Annotated in this window: 18 protein-coding genes; 16 read left to right on the top strand and 2 right to left on the bottom strand. The window is 66.9% G+C overall.

Annotated elements, in window-relative coordinates:
• Positions 1–26 precede the first annotated feature (26 nt).
• On the top strand, positions 27–1,442 hold the full coding sequence (locus QX070_RS18785) for an FAD-binding oxidoreductase (RefSeq protein WP_315738481.1): 1,416 nt from the start codon (positions 27–29) through the stop codon (positions 1,440–1,442).
• 46 nt (positions 1,443–1,488) lie between these two features.
• Here the strand turns inward: QX070_RS18785 and QX070_RS18780 are convergent, their stop codons facing one another.
• The gene (locus QX070_RS18780; RefSeq protein WP_315738480.1) at positions 1,489–2,970 is read right to left on the bottom strand and encodes a mannitol dehydrogenase family protein; all 1,482 of its coding nucleotides are present in this window, start codon (positions 2,968–2,970) and stop codon (positions 1,489–1,491) included.
• Positions 2,971–2,992: 22 nt separating this feature from the next.
• The gene (locus tag QX070_RS18775; RefSeq protein WP_315738479.1) at positions 2,993–4,003 is read right to left on the bottom strand and encodes a Zn-dependent oxidoreductase; all 1,011 of its coding nucleotides are present in this window, start codon (positions 4,001–4,003) and stop codon (positions 2,993–2,995) included.
• A gap of 173 nt (positions 4,004–4,176) precedes the next feature.
• Here QX070_RS18775 and QX070_RS18770 point away from each other — a divergent pair, with 173 nt between their 5' ends.
• The 15 genes from QX070_RS18770 (at position 4,177) to QX070_RS18700 (ending at position 20,818) form a co-directional block, all read left to right on the top strand.
• Entirely contained in the window at positions 4,177–5,193 is a 1,017-nt protein-coding gene (locus tag QX070_RS18770) for a TRAP transporter substrate-binding protein (protein ID WP_315738478.1), read from the top strand.
• Between the two features lie 47 nt (positions 5,194–5,240).
• The gene (locus tag QX070_RS18765; protein WP_315738477.1) at positions 5,241–7,103 is read left to right on the top strand and encodes a TRAP transporter large permease subunit; all 1,863 of its coding nucleotides are present in this window, start codon (positions 5,241–5,243) and stop codon (positions 7,101–7,103) included.
• Between the two features lie 18 nt (positions 7,104–7,121).
• Entirely contained in the window at positions 7,122–7,847 is a 726-nt protein-coding gene (locus QX070_RS18760) for a GntR family transcriptional regulator (protein ID WP_315738476.1), read from the top strand.
• A 27-nt stretch (positions 7,848–7,874) separates the two neighbouring features.
• Positions 7,875–9,071: a mannonate dehydratase gene (uxuA, locus tag QX070_RS18755; RefSeq protein WP_315738475.1), complete on the top strand. Its 1,197-nt coding sequence runs from the start codon at positions 7,875–7,877 to the stop codon at positions 9,069–9,071.
• Positions 9,072–9,153: 82 nt separating this feature from the next.
• Positions 9,154–9,921 carry an SDR family oxidoreductase gene (locus QX070_RS18750; RefSeq protein WP_315738474.1) on the top strand — a complete coding sequence of 256 codons (768 nt, stop codon included), beginning with the start codon at positions 9,154–9,156 and terminating at the stop codon, positions 9,919–9,921.
• Between the two features lie 35 nt (positions 9,922–9,956).
• On the top strand, positions 9,957–10,988 hold the full coding sequence (locus QX070_RS18745) for an L-idonate 5-dehydrogenase (protein ID WP_315738473.1): 1,032 nt from the start codon (positions 9,957–9,959) through the stop codon (positions 10,986–10,988).
• A 47-nt stretch (positions 10,989–11,035) separates the two neighbouring features.
• Positions 11,036–11,932, top strand: a complete 897-nt coding sequence (locus QX070_RS18740) for a sugar kinase (RefSeq protein ID WP_409998871.1) — start codon at positions 11,036–11,038, stop codon at positions 11,930–11,932.
• The gene (gene eda / locus QX070_RS18735) at positions 11,929–12,573 is read left to right on the top strand and encodes a bifunctional 4-hydroxy-2-oxoglutarate aldolase/2-dehydro-3-deoxy-phosphogluconate aldolase (RefSeq protein WP_315738471.1); all 645 of its coding nucleotides are present in this window, start codon (positions 11,929–11,931) and stop codon (positions 12,571–12,573) included. Before QX070_RS18740 ends, eda begins: the two co-directional genes overlap by 4 nt.
• 240 nt (positions 12,574–12,813) lie before the next feature.
• Complete coding sequence (ytfQ, locus tag QX070_RS18730) at positions 12,814–13,779, top strand: galactofuranose ABC transporter, galactofuranose-binding protein YtfQ (RefSeq protein WP_315738470.1); 966 nt, start codon at positions 12,814–12,816, stop codon at positions 13,777–13,779.
• 113 nt (positions 13,780–13,892) lie between these two features.
• Entirely contained in the window at positions 13,893–15,443 is a 1,551-nt protein-coding gene (locus tag QX070_RS18725; protein WP_315738469.1) for a sugar ABC transporter ATP-binding protein, read from the top strand.
• Positions 15,440–16,432 (top strand): ABC transporter permease, encoded by a 993-nt coding sequence (locus tag QX070_RS18720; protein ID WP_315738468.1) that lies wholly within the window; start codon positions 15,440–15,442, stop codon positions 16,430–16,432. The genes QX070_RS18725 and QX070_RS18720 overlap by 4 nt, the downstream gene beginning before the upstream one ends.
• Entirely contained in the window at positions 16,429–17,409 is a 981-nt protein-coding gene (yjfF, locus tag QX070_RS18715; protein WP_315738467.1) for a galactofuranose ABC transporter, permease protein YjfF, read from the top strand. Before QX070_RS18720 ends, yjfF begins: the two co-directional genes overlap by 4 nt.
• Complete coding sequence (locus QX070_RS18710) at positions 17,406–18,146, top strand: FadR/GntR family transcriptional regulator (protein WP_315738466.1); 741 nt, start codon at positions 17,406–17,408, stop codon at positions 18,144–18,146. The genes yjfF and QX070_RS18710 overlap by 4 nt, the downstream gene beginning before the upstream one ends.
• Positions 18,143–19,879, top strand: coding sequence for an IlvD/Edd family dehydratase (locus tag QX070_RS18705; RefSeq protein WP_315738465.1), 1,737 nt, complete (start codon positions 18,143–18,145; stop codon positions 19,877–19,879). Before QX070_RS18710 ends, QX070_RS18705 begins: the two co-directional genes overlap by 4 nt.
• A gap of 9 nt (positions 19,880–19,888) precedes the next feature.
• Positions 19,889–20,818 (top strand): dihydrodipicolinate synthase family protein, encoded by a 930-nt coding sequence (locus QX070_RS18700; protein ID WP_315738464.1) that lies wholly within the window; start codon positions 19,889–19,891, stop codon positions 20,816–20,818.

Genomic DNA, 20,818 nt, shown 5'->3' with positions numbered 1-20,818 from the left:
GCCATCAAAGGGTCAAAGCGCTGATCATGACGGAGCTGATCGAAAGGCTGCGGAGCGCCGTTGGCGACGCCCATGTTCTCGTCGCAGCCGACGATCAGGCGCCTTATCTGCGTGACTGGCTCGGCAAGTATCACGGCGCGGCGATTGCGGTGGTGCGCCCCGGCTCGACCGCGGAGGTTGCGGCCGTCATGGTGGCCTGCGCCGAGGCGCGCTCCGCCGTGGTGCCGCAGGGCGGCCACACCAGCCTGTCCGGCGGTGCGACGCCGGATGCGGGCGGAAGGGCGGTCGTGCTGTCGCTGGCGCGGATGAACCGTATCCGCGCGGTCGATGCCATCGGCCAGACCATCGTGGTCGATGCCGGCGTCGTACTGGCCAAGGTGCAGGACGCCGCGCGCGCGGCCGGCTTGCTGTTTCCGCTCAGCCTGGGCTCCGAGGGCAGTTGCACCGTCGGCGGCAATCTCGCGGCCAATGCCGGCGGCGTCGCCGTGCTGCGTTATGGCGTGATGCGCGAGCTGACGCTCGGCCTCGAGGTGGTGCTCCCGGACGGCCGGATCTGGGACGGCCTGCGCTCCTTGCGCAAGGACAACACCGGCTACGCGCTGCGCGATTTGTTCATCGGTTCGGAAGGAACGCTCGGTATCATCACCGGCGCCGTGCTCAAGCTGTTTCCGCAGCCGACCGCGCGTGCGACCGCCTTCGTCGCCGTGGCCGATGCAGCCGCCGCACTCGCGCTGCTGCGGCTGTCGCGTGCGCATTGCGGCGACCGGCTCACCGCGTTCGAGTTCCTGACCGCGGCGACGCTGGAGATGATCCTGCGCCAGATGCCGGACACGCGGCTGCCATTCGCGGCGCTTCCCGGCGCGGCAGTGCTGATCGAACTGAGCGACATTGGTGACGAGAGCGCGCTGACCGTGCGGCTCGAAACTGCGCTGGCCGAGGCGATGGCGAACGGGATCGCCTCAGATGCCGTGGTTGCTCAGGACGGCACGCAGGCGAAGGCTTTCTGGCGCGTGCGCGAAAGCGTGTCGGAGGCGCTGGTGCGCGAGGGCAAGGCGGTCAAGCACGACATCGCCGTCCCCGTCGCCGAGATCGCCGATTTCGTTGATGTGATGGATGCAGCAGTCCGTGCGGCGCTGCCGGGCGTCCGGCCCATGGTGTTCGGCCATCTCGGCGACGGCAACCTGCACTACAACCTGATGCGTCCGCTCGATATGAGCGAGGCGCAGTTCTACGAGCACGGTGCGTGGATCACCCGTATCGTCCACGACGAGATCACCCGCCGCAGGGGCTCGATCAGCGCCGAGCACGGCATCGGCCAGCTCCGTATCGCCGAGATGCCGCTGTGCAAGCCGCCGCTCGAGCTGGAACTGATGCGACAGCTCAAGGCTACGCTCGATCCGCACGGGCTGATGAATCCGGGCAAGCTGTTGCCGAACGTTTAGTTCGATGCTGATGTCGCCCGTTCGTCCGGCCAGAGCCGACGTGACGTCAGCCTACGTCTTGCCGGATCCGCGCGACAGTCGCACGGGTTCCATTCAGGAAGAGGCTACCGAGTGCCGTCTCAACCGCACGCGCGAAACGAGGATCGTTCGGCAACCCGTGGCCGAAGACTGACGTAACCGACAACAACGCCGGCGCGAGCCGGCTCGCGACCGGGCCGGCGTCATCCGCCAGCGCACGCAGCCGTATCGCAAGCGGGTCGCGCAGCGCGATCGGCTGGCCGTGCTCGTCAGTGCCGCTGACGTAGCGCATCCATCCCGCAACGGCGAGCGCGAGCCGGGTGATCGGCACGCCGCGCGCCAGCCGGTCACGGATCGTGCCGAGCAGGCGCTGCGGCAGCTTCTGCGAGCCGTCCATCGCGATCTGCGCCGTGCGATGCTTGAGCGCCGGATTGCGGAAGCGGTTGAGCAGCGCGGCGCGATAGGCCGCCACGTCGAAGCCACCGAGCGCGGGCAGGGTCGGCGTGACCTCGTCGCGCATCATGTCCTCGACGAGACCGGCAAGATCAGGCTCGGCCATCGCCGCGGCGACTGTCTCGCATCCCATGAGATAGCCGAGATAGGCGATCGTGGAGTGTGCGCCGTTGAGCAGCCGGAGCTTCATCAGCTCGAACGGGGCGACGTCGTGGACGAACTGCGCGCCGCTGACGTCCCATGCCGGACGGCCACCGCCGAAATCATCCTCGATGACCCATTGGCTGAACGGCTCGGTGACGACAGGCCAAGCGTCGTCGAGGCCGAGCGCGGCGCTGACATCACTGCGGTCGGCGTCGGTGGTGGCCGGCACGATGCGGTCGACCATGGTCGAGGGAAAGCGGACATTGTCCGCGATCCACCGGGCGAGATCACGGTCGACGAGCTCGGCAAAGGCGATCGCGAGGCCGCGCAAGGTGTGGCCATTGGCGGGAAGGTTGTCGCAGGCGAGCACGGTGTAGGGCGGCAGGCCCCGCTGCCGCCGCAGCCGCAGGCCGCCGACGATGAAGCCGAGCGTGCTTCGCGGATGCGTGAGATTGAGAGCGTCATGACGGATGTCGGGGTCATCGGCGCGCAGCGCGCCGGTGGCCGGATCGTGGCTGTAGCCCTTCTCGGTCACCGTCGTCGAGACGATACGCACCGCGGGATCGGCCAGCCGTGCGATCAGGCCCGCAGGATCTTCCGGCGCGACCGCAACGCCGGTGAGCGCGCCGATGACGCGCCGCGCATGGCCGGCGCCATCGCTGGCCGTCACGCTGTAGAGGCCGCCTTGCGGTTCGAGCGCATCGCGGGTGTCGGGTGAGCGTAAGGAGACGCCGAGGATGCCCCAGCGCGGATCGTCCTTGAGCAGCGCGTCGGTGTAGACGGCCTGGTGGCCGCGATGGAACGCGCCCAGTCCGAGATGGACGATCCCGGTCGCGACCGTCGTACGGTCGTAGTCCGGCCTGACGATGCCGGCGGGCAGGCGGTGGAGCGTGGCGGTGCCGAGGCGGTCCATGTTTTGGATCAGATGGTTTGCATCAGAAGATCAGCTGCACTTTGCAGCATTCAGTCTGGTTGTGCTCGAACGTCTCGAACGCGGTGGCGTAGGCGTCGAGCCTGAAGCGGTGGGTGATGAGGCGCTCCGGCTGCAAGGTGCCGCTGGCGAACCAGTCGATCACCTTGGCGAACTTGCCGCTGTTCAGCCGCGAGGCGTGGATCGAAAGCTCCTTCGCCGTGACCTTCTGCTGCACGATCGTGGACGGCTCGGCCGAGAAGCCGAGCAGGCCGATCCGCGCGGCGGGCGAGGCGATCTCGATCGCGTCAGCGAGAATGGCGGGATGGCAGGCGGCATCGATGATCAGCGTCGGCTTCAGGCCGGCGTCCGCGAGCGCTGCGGGCAGGGCGGTCTGCGCGGTGTTGATGACGCGATCGGCGCCATTGTGCCGCGCCGCGTCGAGGCGTTGGTCGATGCGGTCGGTGACGATCAGTTCCTTGACGCCATAGACGCGCTTGAGCACCTGGATCACGGTCAGCCCAATCGGCCCGGCGCCATAGACCAGCGCGACATCGGAGGCAAACACGCTTGTGTGGTCGGTGATGTTGGCGGCGATCGAGAACGGCTCGACCAGCGGCGCCTTGTCGTCGTCGACGCTGTCCGGCAGCAGATGCGCGTTCGCAGCCGGCACGCAGGCATATTCGGAAAAGCCGCCGTCGCGGTGGACGCCGAGCACGGCGAGTTCAGCGCAGACATTGGGACGGCCGACCGAGCAGGGATAGCAGTGGCCGCAGGCGACGACCGGATCGACCACGACGCGAGCGCCGAGCCGTGCGTCGACACCGTCGCCGAGCTTGTCGATGCGGCCGAAGAATTCATGGCCGATGACGCGCGGATAGCGCGCAAACGGGTTGCTGCCGTGAAGGATGTGGATGTCGGAGCCGCAGATGCCGGCGCGCTCGACCTTGATTCGGATCTCGCCGGCGGCGGGCTCGGGGATGGCGCGGGTTTCAATCGACAGGCGGCCGGGCCGCTCCACCACGAGGCTCTTCACGCGTTCCTCCATCCCCTCAGTGCTCATCTCGAAAGTGAGCCGCCGTCATATACCAACCTCGATACTTGGATACAAGTTATCTATTGAAAGCAGATTTGGTATCCATTATAGGCTGACGTTATAGGAATGACATACACAAGGCCCCCAAGCGGGCCGGCAGGGGAGGTTTGCCAATGTCTTTGCCCACATCCATGTCCCGTCGCTGCTTCGTCGGCACCGCACTCGCGGGGGCGTCTGCCCTGGCGTTCGGGCCAGCCCAGGCACAATCGGCCAAGTATCGCCTGCGTTACGGCACGGCGTTTCCCGCCACCCATCCCGGCGTCATCAGAATCATCGAGGCGTCGGAGGTCATCAAGAAGCAGACCAGTGGTCTGGTCGACCTGCAGGTCTATCCGAACAGCCAGCTCGGCAGCGAGCCCGACATGTTCTCGCAGGTGCGCAGCGGCGCGCTCGACTTCATGTCGACGTCCGGCGTGAACCAGACCGTGGTGCCGATCGGCGGCATCAATGCCATAGCCTTCGCGTTCGAGAGCTACGACCAGGTGTGGTCGGCGATGGATGGCGATCTCGGCAATCATGTGCGCGGCGAGTTCGCCAAGGTCGGCCTGCACGTGCTCCCGAAATGCCTCGACAATGGCTATCGCAACATCACCTCCGGCGCCAAGCCGATCGCCTCGCCCGACGATCTCAAGGGCTTCAAGATCCGCGTGCCCGGCAATCCGCTGTGGGTGACGCTGTTCAAGACGCTCGGTGCTGCGCCGACGCCGATCAATTTCGGCGAGCTTTATGCGGCGCTGCAGACGCACATCGTCGACGGCCAGGAGAATCCGCTGGCGCTGATCCAGAGCGCCAAGCTCTACGAGGTGCAGAAATACATCGCGCTGTCCGGCCATATCTGGGACGGTCACCACATCTTCGCCAATGCGACGCGCTGGAACGGTCTGCCCGCCGACGTGCGCGACGCCATCACCGCGGCGCTGTCGGAGGCCGCCGTGAAGGAGCGGCAGGACATCCAGAGCTTCAACGAAAAGGCGCAAGCCGAAATGCAGGCGGGAGGCGTCGCGTTCAACAAGGTCGACACCAAGCCGTTCCGTGACGCGTTGCGCACCGCCGGCTTCTACACCGAGTGGAAGACCAAGTTCGGCGCCGAGGCCTGGGGCCTGCTCGAGAAGTCGGTCGGCCAGCTCTGAGGCTGGCATCGCGCGCGGACGCGCAAGCAATCTGCGGGGAGGATGCAATGGCCGTTGACATGACAGCGACGACTCCTGTGCCGTCGCATGGCGCGTTCGCGCGTTTCGATCAGCTGCTCGGCCGCACGGTCGAGGCGCTGGCCGCTGCTCTCGTCGTTGCCGAGCTGGTACTGCTCGGTGCTGCGACGGCCGCGCGCTACGTCTTCAATGCGCCCTTGATCTGGTCCGACGAACTCGCGACCGTGCTGTTCGTGTGGCTGGCGATGCTCGGTGCCGTCGTCGCGCTGCGCCGCGCCGAGCACATGCGGCTCACCGCCTTTGTGCGCAACCTCTCGCCGGCATGGCGGGCACGCACCGATGCGCTTGGGCTGATGCTGGTCTGCACCGTGCTGGTCGCGCTGGTGATGCCGTCCTGGCATCATCTCGAAAGCCATATGATCAGCCGGATGCCGGTGCTCGAGATCAGCGAAGGTTTTCGCGAGGCCGCGATGCTGGTCGGTGTGCTGCTGATGCTGCTGACCGCCGTCGACCGGCTGATCGAGCAGGCGAGCTTGCCTCAGATCGTCGGCGCATTGGCGCTGGTGCTGGCGGGGGCAGGCGTGCTCTATGCCGCCGCGCCCGTGCTGGAGGATCTCGGCAACTACAATCTCGTGATCTTCTTCTTCGTCCTCGTCGCGGCTGCGATGGTGATCGGCGCGCCGATCGCTTTCGCCTTCCTGCTCGCGACCGTCGCCTACTTGCATTTCAGCACCACGGTGCCCGTCTCGATCGTACCCGGCCGGGTCAGCGAGGGCATGTCGCACATGGTGCTGTTGGCGGTGCCGATGTTCGTGCTGCTGGGAGCGCTGATCGAGATCGCCGGGCTGGCGCGGGCGATGATCCTGTTTCTCGTGTCGCTGATCGGCCATCTCCGCGGTGGCCTGCAATATGTGCTGCTCGGCGCGATGTACCTGGTCTCGGGCATCTCCGGCGCCAAGGCGGCCGACATGGCGGCGGTCGCGCCGGCGCTGTTTCCGGAGATGAAGCAGCGCGGCAGCCGGGAGGGCGATCTGGTGTCGCTGCTGTCGGCCTCGGCCGTGATGTCGGAGACCATTCCGCCCTCGATCGTGCTGATCACGGTAGGATCCGTCACGGGCGTATCGATCGCCGCGCTGTTCACCGGCGGGCTGCTGCCGGCGGTGGTCGGCCTGATCGCGCTCTCCGTCGTGGTCTTCATGCAGACCCGCAAGGAGGACATGAGCGGCGCGCAGCGCTTCGATGCCAAGACGCGGCTGAAGCTGTTCGCGATCTCGATCCCCGGCCTCGGCCTGCCGATCGTGATCCGCTCGGCGGTGGTCGAGGGCGTCGCCACCGCGACGGAGGTCGCTGCCATCGGCGTCATCTACACGGTGCTGGTCGGCATCTTCATCTATCGCCAGTTCGACTGGAAGCGGGTCTATCCGATCCTGGTCGATAGCGCCTCGCTGTCCGGCGCGATCCTGCTGGTGGTGGGTGCGGCCACCGGCATGGCCTGGGCGCTGACCCAGTCCGGCTTCTCGCAACAGCTCGTCGATCTCATGGTCGCCGTACCCGGCGGCCGCTGGGGCTTCCTCTTGATCTCGGCCCTCGCCTTCGTCGTGCTCGGCAGCGTGCTGGAAGGCGTGCCGGCCGTGGTGCTGTTCGGGCCGCTGCTGTTCCCGATCGCGCGGATGATGGGCGTGCACGAGGTGCACTACGCCATCATCGCGGTGTTCGCGATGGGGCTCGGCCTGTTCACGCCGCCGTTCGGCGTCGGCTTCTATCTCGCCTGCGCCATCGGCCGCGCCTCGCCCGACGAGGTCATCCGCCATGTCTGGCCGCATCTCGCCGCGCTCGTGGTTGCGCTGCTGCTGATCGTGTTCCTGCCATGGATCTCGATCGGCTTCCTGTGAATCGGATAGACTGCCGTTATGGATGACGATCTGACACCGCTGACGCGAATGGACGGCAAGGCCGGGCGGCGGCTCGCCGACCAGGTTTATGAGCGGCTGCTCGAGGACATCGTCTCCGGCGCGCTGCCGCCGGGGACGCCGATGGCCGAGCTCGATCTGTGCGAGCGGCTCGGCGTCAGCCGCACGCCGGTGCGCGAGGCGCTGATCAAGCTCGCCGATGTCGATCTGGTTCGAATCTATCCGCAGAGCGGCAGCGTCGTCGCGCCGGTGTCGCGCGAGGCGTTCGGAGAAGCCCAGTTCATCCGCGAGCATCTCGAATGCGCGCTGGTCGCCGAGGCCGTGCGCTACATCGATGCGACGTCGCTGCGTGAATTGAACGAACTGATCGACAAGCAGAAGGCGGCCGCGACTCCCGCGGAGTTCTACGCCCATGACGAGGCGTTCCACCAGACCATCGCCCGCACCAGCCGGCATCCGCATGTCTGGCAGGTGATCCGCCAGACCAAGATCCATTTCGACCGCGTCCGGCATCTGACCTTGATCGAGGATGCCGGCCACATTCCGCTCCTGATCGCGCAGCATCAGGAGATCCTGGACGGGCTCGCGGCCTGCAACGAGGCCCAGGCGGTGGCAGCGATGCGCCGTCATTTGCGCGAGGTGTTCCGCCGCGCTGACGGCATTTTCGCACGGCAGGAAGAGTTGGCGCAGGCCGAGCCGCGCACAAGGACGCGGCGGCGGCGCTGACCGCGCGCGTTTTGGAAGGTGGACGACATGGAACAGACGTGGCGCTGGTTCGGACCGGATGATCCCATCACTTTGCCGCAGGTCCGCCAGACCGGCGCGACCGGCATCGTGACCGCGCTGCACCACATTCCCTATGGCGTGGCGTGGAGCACGGATGAGATCGTCAAGCGCATCGGCATGATCGAGGGTGATTCATCGCTGCGGCTGCGCTGGAGCGTGGTCGAGAGCCTACCCGTGTCGGAGGCGATCAAGCTCGGCGAGGACGACCTCACTGACCTGTTCGACAATTACCGGCAGTCGCTGCGCAACCTCGCGGCCTGCGGCGTCACCACCGTCTGCTACAATTTCATGGCCGTGCTGGACTGGACCCGCACCGAGCTCGCCTTCCGCCTGCCGGGCGGCGCCACCGCGCTGCGCTTCGATCAGGATCGCCTGGCGGCGTTCGACTGCTATATCCTGCAGCGGCCGGACGCTGAGGCCGAGTTCTCCTCCGACGTGCTCGACCGTGCCCGCGCGTGGGTGGCGCAGGCATCGGAATCCGACAAGGACCGTCTGCTCGCGACCATCATGGCCGGGTTGCCCGGAGCCTATGATCGCTATGACGTGCCCGGCCTGCGCCGCATGCTGGAGAAATATCGCGGCATTGGCCATGCCGAGCTGCGCGCCAACTACGCGCGCTTCCTGCGCGAGGTGGTACCCACGGCGGAGGAGTGCGGCGTCAGCCTGTGCGTCCATCCGGACGATCCGCCGCGGGACCTGTTCGGCCTGCCGCGCGTGGTGTCGTCAGCCGATGATCTGCAGTTCATCGTCGACGCCGCCCCGTCCAAGGCCAATGGCATCACGTTCTGCACCGGCGCGCTCGGCGCCGGCGGACAGAACAACGTGCCGGCGCTCGCCGAGCGCTTCGCTCCGCACATCCGCTTCGTGCATCTGCGCAACGTCACCAAAATGCTCGACGGCTCGTTCATGGAGGCGGAGCATCTGCGCGGCGACGTGGACATGGTTGCGGTCGTGACGACCTTGCTGAAGGAGCAGGCTCGCCGCAAGGCCGAGGGTGAGCCGGACTGGCGGATTCCGTTCCGGCCCGACCACGGCCACGAACTGGCGGACGACATCGGTCGTGGCACCCATCCAGGCTATCCGCTGGTCGGCCGGCTCAAAGGTCTTGCCGAGATCCGCGGCGTCATGACCGCGGTAGCGGCCATTAACCGTCTCCCGGTTTGATCGGCAGGGCAGGATAACGCGCTTGTCAGGGCGCGTCGCGTGACCGAGGATGCCGGCCCGAAGCCTTCCACGAGTTGAACCGATGTCGACCTCGCTCTTCGATCTCTCCGGCAAGACCGCGCTGGTGACCGGGTCCTCGCGTGGCCTCGGCCGCGCCATCGCCGAAGGCTTCGCCAAGGCTGGCGCGCGGCTCGTCATCAACGGCACCGACCCGGCGCGCACGCTGGCAGCCGTGGAGGAATTCCGCGACGTGGGCCATCAGGCCGAGGCCTGTCCGTTCGACGTGACCGACGAAGAGGCCGTCGTCCGCGCCTTCGCGCGCTTCGATGACGAGGGGATTGCGATCGACATCCTCGTCAACAATGCCGGCATCCAGCACCGCAAGCCGCTGGTCGAGTTCACGACCGACGAGTGGCGTCGGATCATCGAGACCAATCTCACCAGCGCCTTCGTGATCGGGCGCGAGGCCGCCAAGCGGATGATCCCGCGCAAGAGCGGCAAGATCATCAACATCGGCTCGCTCGGTAGCGAGCTGGCGCGGCCGACGATCGGACCCTACACCACGGCCAAGGGCGGCATCCGCAACCTGACCCGTGCGATGGCGGTCGAATGGGCCGCGCATGGCATCCAGGCCAACGCCATCGGCCCCGGCTACATGCTGACCGACATGAACCAGGCGTTGATGAGCAATCCCGACTTCAACAATTGGCTGATGTCGCGCGTCCCGGCGAAGCGCTGGGGCCGTCCGGATGAGCTGGTCGGCACCGCAATCTTCCTGGCCTCCGAGGCCTCCACCTACGTCAACGGCCAGACCATCTATGTCGATGGCGGCATGCTGGCGTCGATGTAGGATCGGCCGGGACAACGAGCCAGGGAGAACAGCCGATGCGAGCCGTCGTGATTCATGCGCCCAAGGATCTGCGCATCGACAGCTATCCCGATCCGGCGCCCGGAGCAGGTGAGGTCCGGGTCAAGATCGAAGCCGGCGGCATCTGCGGCTCGGACCTGCACTACTATCATCATGGCGGCTTCGGCACCGTCAGGATCAAGCAGCCGATGGCCCTGGGCCATGAGATCGCCGGCATCGTTGCCGCGGTGGGCAGCGGCGTCAGCGGCCTTGCCGAAGGCGCGCGCGTCGCGGTCAATCCGAGCCTGCCGTGCGGCAGATGTGTCTATTGCCGCGAGGGGCTGCGCAACCAGTGCCTGGACATGCGCTTCATGGGCAGCGCGATGCGCGATCCCCACGTGCAGGGCGGCTTCCGCGAGTTCGTCACCGTCGATGCCGCGCAGGCTGTTCCGATCGCGCCGTCGCTGTCGCTCGGTGAAGCGGCGATGGCCGAGCCGCTGTCGGTGTGTCTGCATGCGGCGCATCAGGCTGGCTCGCTGCTCGGCAAGCGGGTGCTGGTGACCGGCTGCGGCCCGATCGGTGCACTGTCGATCCTGGTTGCGCGTTACGGCGGCGCCGCCGAGATCGTGGCCACTGACGTCGCCGATGCGCCGCTGGTGGTCGCGCGCGCCCTCGGGGCCAGCCACGCCTTCAATGTCGGCGCGGGGCCGTCCGCGCTCGATCCGTGGCGCGCCGGCAAGGGCACGTTCGACGTGCTGTTCGAGGCGTCCGGCAACCAGGCCGCGCTGCGGGCCGCACTGGATGTGATCAGGCCCGGCGGCATCATCGTCCAGCTCGGGCTCGGCGGCGAGATGACCCTGCCGGTCAACACGCTGGTCACGAAGGAGCTGCAATTGCGCGGCACGTTCCGGTTCGACCGCGAATTCGAGCTGGCGGTGCGGCTGATGGGCGAGGGGCTGCTCGACGTCAAGCCATTGATCTCGGCCGCGCTGCCATTCGAGCAGGCGGTTGCCGCCTTCGAGCTCGCCAGCGATCGAAGCCGGTCGATGAAGGTTCATTTGACGTTTTGATGGATGGATCGACGCCGATGAAAGTCGCCTGCATCGGAGAGTGCATGGTGGAGTTCGCGCAGGAGGACGGCAGTCTGTTCCGGCGCGGCTTCGGCGGTGACACGCTCAACACGGCGCTCTATCTGGCCCGGCTCGGCGTGCCCACCTCCTACGTCACGGCGCTCGGCGATGATCCCTTGAGCGCTGCGATGCTGACGGCCTGGCAGGGCGAGGGCATCGACACCTCGGAGGTGCTGCAGGTCGAGGGCCGCGTGCCCGGCCTGTACATGATCGAGCGCGATGCCAAGGGCGAGCGCAGCTTCCTCTATTGGCGCGACCGCGCGCCGGCGCGCGAGCTGTTCGATCGCGCCGACCGCGACATGCTCGACAGGCTCTCCCGCTTCGACTGGATCTATCTCTCCGGCATCAGCCTCTCGCTCTATGGCGAGACCGGCAAGGCCAAGCTGCGCGAGCTCTTGACGGTGGCGCGCAAGCGCGGCGCGCGGGTCGCCTTCGACGGCAACTATCGGCCGCGCGGCTGGGCCAGCCGCGAGGTGGCGCAACGCGCATTCCGCGCGATCCTGCCGCTGGTCGACGTCGCGCTGCCGACGCTGGAGGACGAGCAGATGCTGTTCGGCGATTCCGATGCGTCGGTCAGCCTGCGCCGCTTCAAGGACGCCGGCGTGGGCGAAGTCGTCGTCAAGCGCGGCGCGCGCGGCTGTCTGATCCATGCCGATGGCGTGCTGGTCGACATTGCGCCGCCCGCGGTGCTCAAGCCGATCGACACCACGGCGGCCGGCGATTCCTTCAATGCGGGTTATCTCGCCGCGCGCATCAAGGGCGCGCCGCCACGGAAGGCGGCGTTGGCGGGCCACCGGCTGGCGGGGGCCGTGATCATGGCGCCGGGGGCCGTGATTCCGGCAACCGCGATGCCGCGGGACATTCTGGCGATGAGCGAGGCGTGATGAGCACTCTGGACAAGCGCGCGAAGCTCGATGCGGTGCTCGCGCTGGCGCCGGTGATCCCCGTGATCACCATTGACGATGCGGCGCACGCCGTGTCGCTGGCGCGCGCCCTTGTGAGCGGTGGTCTGCGCGTGATCGAGATCACCTTGCGCACGCAAGCCGGTCTCGATGCTGCGCGGGCCATCATTGGCGAGGTGCCGGATGCCGTGGTCGGAATTGGCACGGTGCTGACACCAGCGGACTACGAGCGCGCGGCCAGGCTTGGCGCGGCGTTTGCGATCAGTCCGGGGCTGTCGATCGAGCTGCTGGATGCGGCGAAAGCCGGCGAGCTGCCGTTCGCGCCGGGCGTCCAGACCGCGTCGGATCTCATCGCCTGCGTGACGCGCGGCTATGAGCTGGTGAAGTTCTTTCCCGCGGTGCCGGCCGGCGGACTTGCCGCGCTCGATGCGCTGGCGGGGCCATTCCCGAGCGTGCGCTTCTGCCCGACCGGCGGCATCAATGCCGGCAATGCTGCGCAATGGCTCGCGCACAAGAAGGTCGTCGCAATCGGCGGCTCCTGGGTCGCGCCAGCGGCGGACATCAGGGCCGGCGCCTGGGCCGCGATCGAGCTGCGCGCCCGCGAGGCGACCAAGCTGCGGTAGCCGAACGCTGCTGACAACTTAAGATTTCATTGGTGTATGCTGTCGCTCTTGGGCAGTGTGCGCGCGCGGGCTCGCACATCCTTTTCAAAAAGTATTACAGTCAAATAATATGACTAGTCAGCCCTGAGGTTCCGTGGAATAACCGGGCACGTCGGCCGTTGAGGCCGGCTGAAAAGGTGCGACGACACCGCTCGAAGCGGTGGCGCATCCAAAACAGATCATTTTGGGAGAGAACGCCTGATGACCCTGAAAGCCCTCTTTGTGGCCTCTGCGACGGCCGCCTTGTTGCTTGCCACGTCCGCCAGCGCTGCCGAACTGACCGTCGGCTTCTCGCAGATCGGATCCGAGTCCGGCTGGCGCGCCGCCGAGACCTCCGTCTCCAAGTCGGAAGCCGCCAAGCGCAAGATCAACCTGAAGATCGCCGACGCGCAGCAGAAGCAGGAAAACCAGATCAAGGCGATCCGCTCCTTCATCGCGCAGGGGGTGAATGCGATCTTCCTCGCGCCGGTCGTGGCCTCGGGCTGGGATGCCGTGCTGAAGGAAGCCAAGGAAGCCAAGATTCCGGTGGTGCTGCTCGACCGTGACATCGATCCGTCGGGCAAGGACCTCTATCTGACCGCCGTCACCTCCGACAGCGTGCATGAAGGCGAGGTCGCCGGCGAGTGGCTCGCCAAGACCGTCGGCGGCAAGGCCTGCAACGTCGTCGAGCTGCAGGGCACGGTCGGCGCCAGCGTCGCCACCAACCGCAAGAAGGGTTTTGACGCGGTCGTCGCCAAGAATGCCAACCTGAAGGTCGTGCGCAGCCAGACCGGCGACTTCACCCGTGCCAAGGGCAAGGAGGTGATGGAGAGCTTCATCAAGGCCGAGAACGGCGGCAAGTCGATCTGTGCGGTCTACGCCCATAACGACGACATGATGGTCGGCGCGATCCAGGCGATGAAGGAAGCCGGGCTCAAGCCGGGCAAGGATATCCTGACCGTCTCGATCGACGCCGTGCCGGATATCTTCAAGGCGATCGCCGCAGGCGAAGCCAATGCGACCGTCGAGCTGACGCCGAACATGGCCGGACCGGCCTTCGACGCCATCGTTGCCTACAAGGAAAAGGGCGCCACGCCGCCGAAGTGGATCCAGACGGAATCGAAGCTCTACACGGCCGCTGACGAGCCGCAGAAGATCTACGACAGCAAGAAGGGCCTCGGCTACTGAGCCTGGCTGTTGAGCCGTCGTCCCGGCGCTCGCCGGGACGACGGACGACAAGTCGCTGGCGTCCGCACATCGTGCGGACGTCAACCTTCCTGGTGATCGCCAAGTAGTTCGTCATGTCTGATAGTTCAGCTCCGCCGGCGATGCGTCCAGCCCTGCTGGAAATCCGCGGCCTGGCCAAGAGCTTCGGTGCGCTGAAAGCGCTTGATGATGTCGACTTCACGCTGGGTGAGGGCGAGATTCACGCGCTGCTGGGCGAGAACGGCGCCGGCAAGTCGACCCTGATCAAGGTGGTCACCGGGGTGTTCGCGCGGGACGCCGGCACCGTGCGGCTGGCGGACCGCGAGATCGCGCCGCGCTCGGCCAAGGACGCCGTCGATGCCGGCATCGCGACCGTCTATCAGGAAGTGAATCTGCTGCCGAACCTCTCGGTGGCGCAGAACCTCTATCTTGGCCGGCAGCCGACTCGGTTCGGCGTCGTGCGCGAGGCCGAGATGCGGCGGCGCGCGCATGCGCTGCTGCTGGATTATGGGTTGGACATCGACGTCGGCGCACCGCTTTCGAGCTACTCGGTCGCGGTCCAGCATATCACGGCGATCGCGCGCGCCGTCGATCTGTCGGCGCGCGTCCTCATTCTCGACGAGCCCACGGCAAGCCTCGACCGCCACGAGGTCGAAATCCTGTTCAAGGTGATGCGAAAGCTCGCGGCTGATGGCATCGGCATCATCTTCGTCAGCCACTTCCTCGATCAGGTCTATGAGATCTGCGACCGCGTCACGGTGCTGCGCAACGGCCGGCTGATCGGCTCGCGCGAGATGGCCGGTCTGCCGCGGCTCGACCTCATCCGCATGATGCTGGGCCGCGAGCTCGCCGAGACCACCGGCGAGCGCGCCGCCAGCCAGCCCGAGACTGCCCGCGAGGTCTGTGTCAGCTTCAAGGGCTATGGTAAGCAGGGTTATCTCGCTCCGTTCGATCTCGAGCTGCGCCGCGGTGAGGTGGTTGGGCTTGCCGGCCTGCTCGGCTCCGGCCGCACCGAGACGGCGCGACTGGTGTTCGGCGCCGAGCGTGCCGACAGCGGCGCGGCCACCGTCAACGGCGAGACCGTGCGGCTGAATTCGCCGCGCGACGCCGCCGGGCTCGGCTTCGGCTATTGCCCGGAGGAGCGCAAGACTGAGGGCATCGTCGCCGATCTGACCGTGCGCGAGAACATCATCCTGGCGCTGCAGGCCCGGCGCGGCCTGCACCGGCCGCTGTCGCGGCGCGAGCAGGATGAGATCGCGATGCGCTACATTCGCATGCTCGACATCAGGCCGCCCGATCCGGAACGGCCGATCGGGCTGCTGTCCGGCGGCAATCAGCAGAAGGCATTGCTTGCGCGCTGGCTTGCGACCTCGCCGAGGCTTCTCGTGCTCGACGAGCCGACCCGCGGCATCGACGTCGGCGCCCATGCCGAGATCATCCGCCTGGTGCGCGAGCTCTGCGAGCAGGGCCTGGCGCTGCTCGTGATCTCCTCCGAGCTCGACGAGATCGTCACCTATTCCAACCGTGTCGTGGTGCTGCGCGATCGCGCCCATGTCGAGGAGCTGAAAGGGGAGGCCGTCGAAGTCTCCAGCATCCTCGCGGCAATCGCCGCCGATGGCGAGCCGGCGCACGAGGCTGCATCATGACGCTCCGGATTCCGCGCCGTGGTCTCGCGCAAGCCCTGGCACTGATCGTGATCTTCATCATCGATCGCGCAGTGTCGCCGCAGTTCTTCAACCTGCATCTGCAGGATGGCCGGCTGTTCGGCAGCGTGATCGACGTGCTCAACCGCGGCACGCCGGTGGCGCTGCTGTCGCTCGGCATGGTGCTGGTGATCGCGACCGGCGGCATCGACCTTTCGGTCGGCGCCGTGATGGCGATCGCGGGCGCCACCGCGGCGAGCCTCGCCGATACGCAGCCGCTGCCGGTCGTGATCGGCTCGGCGCTCGCCGTCGGCCTCGTCTGCGGGCTGTGGAACGGCATCCTCGTCGCCGTCCTGCGCATCCAGCCGATCGTCGCCACGCTCATCCTCATGGTTGCCGGGCGCGGCATCGCGCAGCTCATCACCGAGGGGCGCATCGTCACGTTCACGTCGCCTGACCTGGTGTGGATGGGCAACGGCGCCGTGCTCGACCTGCCGACGCCGATCGTGATCGCGGTCGGCATGCTGCTGGTGACGGGGGCGGTCGTGCGCGGCACCGCGCTCGGGCTCCTGATCGAGGCGACCGGGGGCAATGCACGCGCGAGCGAGCTCTCCGGCGTCGGCACCCGCGCCATGATCCTGTCGGTCTATGTCTGGTGCGGACTGTGCGCCGCGCTCGCGGGCGTCATTGCGGCCGCCGATATCATGGGCGCCGACGCCAACAATGCCGGGCTGTGGCTCGAGCTCGATGCGATCCTCGCCGTGGTCATCGGCGGCACCTCGCTGTTCGGCGGGCGATTCAGCCTGGTGCTGGCGGTCGCCGGCGCGCTGATCATCCAGGCCATGAACACCGGCATCCTGCTGTCGGGCTATCCGCCGGAGCTCAACCTGCTGGTCAAGGCCGTCGTCGTGCTCGCCGTGCTGCTGGCGCAGTCGCCGCGGCTCGGCGATCTCTCGCGCTTCACCGCGCGCTGGCGGAGGATGAAGCCATGAGAGCATCGACCTCGGTTGCGATCACGGCCTTTGTGCTGGTCGCCGGCTTCGCGTTGTGCGCGTTGCAATTCCCGAACATCGCCTCCACCCGCGTCGTCGCCAATCTGCTCACCGACAACGCCTTCCTCGGCATCGTTGCGGCGGGGATGACCTTCGTCATCATCTCCGGCGGCATCGATCTGTCGGTCGGCTCGGTGATCGGCTTCACCACGGTGTTCGTGGCGCTCGCGATCGAGCGCTGGGGCATCCCGCCCTTTGCCGCGTTCGCAATGGTGCTCGTGCTGTGCGCGCTGTTCGGCGCCGCGATGGGCGCCGTCATCCACGTCTTCGACCTGCCGCCTTTCATCGTGACCCTCGCGGGCATGTTCCTGGCACGCGGCGTCAGCTTCCTGCTGTCGACCGAGTCGATTCCGATCACCGCGCCGATTTACAGCGCCGTGTCCGATTTCGCGATCCGGCTGCCAGGCGGCGGACGACTCACCGCGATTGCGATCGCCATGCTGGTCATCCTGGTCTTGAGCGCGCTGCTGCTGCACCTCACCCGTTTCGGCGCGAACGTCTATGCGCTCGGCGGCAGCCGCGCCGCGACGGCCCTGATGGGCATTCCGGTCGGACCGATGACGATCCGCATCTATATGCTGTCGAGCGTGCTTGCCGGCCTCGCCGGCATCGTCTTCTCGTTCTACACCGCGGCCGGCTATTCGCTTTCTGCGGTCGGTGTCGAGCTCGACACCATCGCCGCGGTGGTGATCGGCGGAACATTGTTGACGGGCGGGCAGGGCTCCGTCATCGGCACCTTCCTTGGCGTCCTGATCCAGGGCATGATCCAGACCTACATCAACTTCGACGGCACGCTGTCGAGCTGGTGGACCAAGATCGCCACGGGGGTTCTGTTGTTCGTTTTCATTGCGCTGCAGCAAGGTCTGATGGCGCTGGCGCGCCGCTCGTCCGTCAAACCGGCGGGGGCGAGGACATGAGCTCGCAACTCGTCTCGATTCCGACACGGCGCGCGCATTCCAACCATGCCGAGGTCGCCCGCAGCATCGGCATCGACATCATCTCCGGCCGTTTGGCCGAGGGAGCGCGCCTTCCCGGCGATGCCGAACTGACGGCGACGTTCGGCGTGTCGCGTCCGGTGCTGCGCGAAAGCGTGAAGACGCTCGTTGCAAAAGGGCTGCTGTCGACCAAGGCGCGCGTCGGCACCGTGGTGCGCGGACGCTCGGACTGGAACATGTTCGATCCCGACGTGCTCGCCTGGCATCTGGATGCCGGCATAGACAAGCGCTTCCTCGCCGACCTTGCCGAGATCCGGCTGGCGATCGAGCCGCGCGCTGCGGCGCTCGCTGCCGAACGCCGCAGCGAGGACGATCTTGCCGCGATGAGCAAGGCGATGGCGCAGATGGAGCGCGAGCCGTCGACCTCGGTCGCCTTCGCCGAAGCCGACCTCGCTTTGCACATCGCGATCGCCAATGCCTCCGGCAATCCCTTCATGCGCTCGATCGGCGCCGTCATCGAAGCCGCCTTGCGCGCCTCGTTCGTCCTGAGCGCCCCGATCGAGACTGCCGATCGCGACACCGTGCTGGTCTGGCACCAGCGCATCATCGACGCGATCGCCGCTCGAGACGCCGAGGGCGCCTCCGAGGCGATGATCGAAGTCATCTACAACGGCCGGCGGCGCCATGCCCAGTCGGCTGCACGAACGGACCGGGAATGAGCAACGACAACGAGAAGAAGACGCTGCGGAGCCAGGCGTGGTTCGGCCGCCAGGACAAGATGGGCTTCTATTATCGCTCATTCCTGAAGAACAGCGGCACGCCGCAGGACCGGTTCGAGGGCCGTCCGGTCATCGGCATCTGCAACACCTGGTCGGAGCTGACGCCCTGCAACGCGCATTTCCGCGTCATCGCCGAGCATGTCCGGCAGGGCGTGCTCGACGCCGGCGGCTATCCGCTCGAATTCCCCGTCTCCTCGCTCGGCGAGGTGACGATGCGTCCCACCGCGATGCTGTTCCGCAACCTCGCCTCGATGGATGTCGAGGAGGCGATCCGCGCGCACCCGCTCGACGGCGTCGTGCTGCTGATGGGCTGCGACAAGACCACGCCGGCGCTCTTGATGGGCGCCGCCTCGGCCAACCTGCCTGCGATCGGTGTTTCAGGCGGGCCACAACTGCGCGGCGTCTATCGTGGCCAGATCATCGGCTCCGGCACCAACATCATCTCGATGAGCGAGCAACTGCGTGCCGGCGAGATCACGCTGAAGGAATTCCACGAGGCCGAGGCCGGCATGAACCGCTCCGCCGGCAGCTGCATGACCATGGGCACGGCCTCGACCATGGCGTCGATGGTGGAAGCGCTCGGCATCGGCTTGCCGGAAAATGCAGCGATCCCTGCTGCGGACGCGCGCCGCAACCTGCTGGCGCGCATGGCCGGCCGCCGCATCGTCGAGATGGTTGCTGAGGATCTCAAGCCGTCCGACATCCTCACGCGGCAGGCGTTCGAGAATGCGATCCGCACGCTGGCCGCGATCGGCGGCTCGACCAACGCCGTGGTGCATCTGCTCGCCATTGCTGGCCGTGTCGGCGTCGAGCTGACGCTCGATGATTTCGATCGGCTCTGCCGCGACGTGCATTGCCTGGTCGACCTGATGCCGTCGGGCCGCTTCCTGATGGAGGACTTCTACTACGCCGGCGGCCTGCCGGCCGTGTTGCGCGCGCTCGGCGAGCGCGGCCTGCTGCACAAGGACGCCCGCACCGTCAACGGCAAGACGCTATGGGACAACGTCGCCGCCGCGCCGAACTGGAACGCCGACGTCATCACCCCGTTCGACTCGCCGTTCAAGACGGAAGCCGGCATCGCGATCCTCACCGGCAATCTCGCGCCCAACGGCGCCGTCATCAAGCCGTCGGCGGCCTCGCCGGAGCTGATGAACCATACGGGACGCGCGGTCGTGTTCGAGAGTGTCGAGGAGATGCATGACGCCGTCGACGACGACAATCTCGACATCGATGCGTCCTGCATCATGGTGCTGAAGAACTGTGGACCGAAGGGCTATCCGGGCATGGCCGAGGTCGGCAACATGCCGCTCCCGGCGAAGCTCCTGCGCCAGGGCGTGCGCGACATGATCCGCATCTCGGATGCGCGCATGTCGGGCACCGCTTACGGCACCGTCGTCCTGCACGTCGCGCCGGAGGCCACCGTCGGTGGACCGCTGGCGCTGGTGAAGAATGGCGACATGATCACGCTCGACGTCGCCGCCCGCGCGCTGCATCTGCATGTCAGCGACGAGGAGCTGGCGACGCGCCGCGCCGCATGGACGCCGCCGAAGCCGCATGCGGCTCGCGGCTATCAGAAGCTCTACATCGATCACGTGCTGCAGGCGGATCGCGGCGTTGATTTCGATTTTCTCGTTGGCCGCAGCGGCTCGCCGGTGCCGCGCGACAATCACTAGAGGTGCCGCATGACCGCTTCCGCCAAAAAGCTCTACAAGGGCGTCTTCCCGGTCGCGCCGACCATCTTCGACGCTGACGGCCGCCTCGATCTCGAGGGCCAGAAGCGCGCGATCGACTTCATGATCGATGCCGGCTCGCACGGCATCTGCATCCTCGCCAATTTCTCCGAGCAGTTCGTGCTGACCGATGACGAGCGCGATCTGGTGATGACCACGGTGCTGGATCATGTCGCCGGCCGCGTGCCGATCATCGTCACCACGACGCATTTCTCGACCTTTGTCTGCGCCGAGCGCTCGCGCCGCGCGCAGGAGAAGGGCGCGGCCATGGTCATGGTGATGCCGCCCTATCACGGCGCCACCTTCCGCGTGCCTGATAGCTCGATCTACGAGTTCTATCGCGGCGTGTCGGACGCGATCTCGATCCCGATCATGGTGCAGGACGCGCCGGTCGCCGGCACGCCGCTATCGGTGCCGTTCTTGGCGCGCATGGCCAAGGAGATCGAGAACCTCGCTTATTTCAAGATCGAGGTGCCGCGCGCGGCCGACAAGTTGCGCGCGCTGATCGAGGCAGGCGGCACGGCGATCGAAGGTCCGTGGGACGGCGAGGAGGCAATCACCCTGATGGCCGATCTCGACGCGGGCGCCACCGGCGCGATGACCGGCGGCGGCTATCCCGACGGCATTCGTAAGATCATCGATCCGTATTTCGCGGGCGACCGCGAGGCCGCGGCGGCGGCCTATGAGCGCTGGCTGCCGCTGATCAACTACGAGAACCGGCAGTGCGGGCTTGCCACCTGCAAGATACTGATGAAGGCGGGCGGCGTGATCCGCCACGACACCTTGCGCAGCCCGCAGCCGCCAATTCATCCGGCGACCCAGAAGGGACTGATCGAGATCGCGCGCCGGCTCGACCCAGTCGTGCTGCGCTGGGGACGCTAG

It is taken from the genome of Bradyrhizobium sp. SZCCHNR1093 (assembly GCF_032381175.1).
Classification (GTDB): domain Bacteria; phylum Pseudomonadota; class Alphaproteobacteria; order Rhizobiales; family Xanthobacteraceae; genus Bradyrhizobium.
This window is presented reverse-complemented; position numbering and strand designations above follow the sequence as displayed.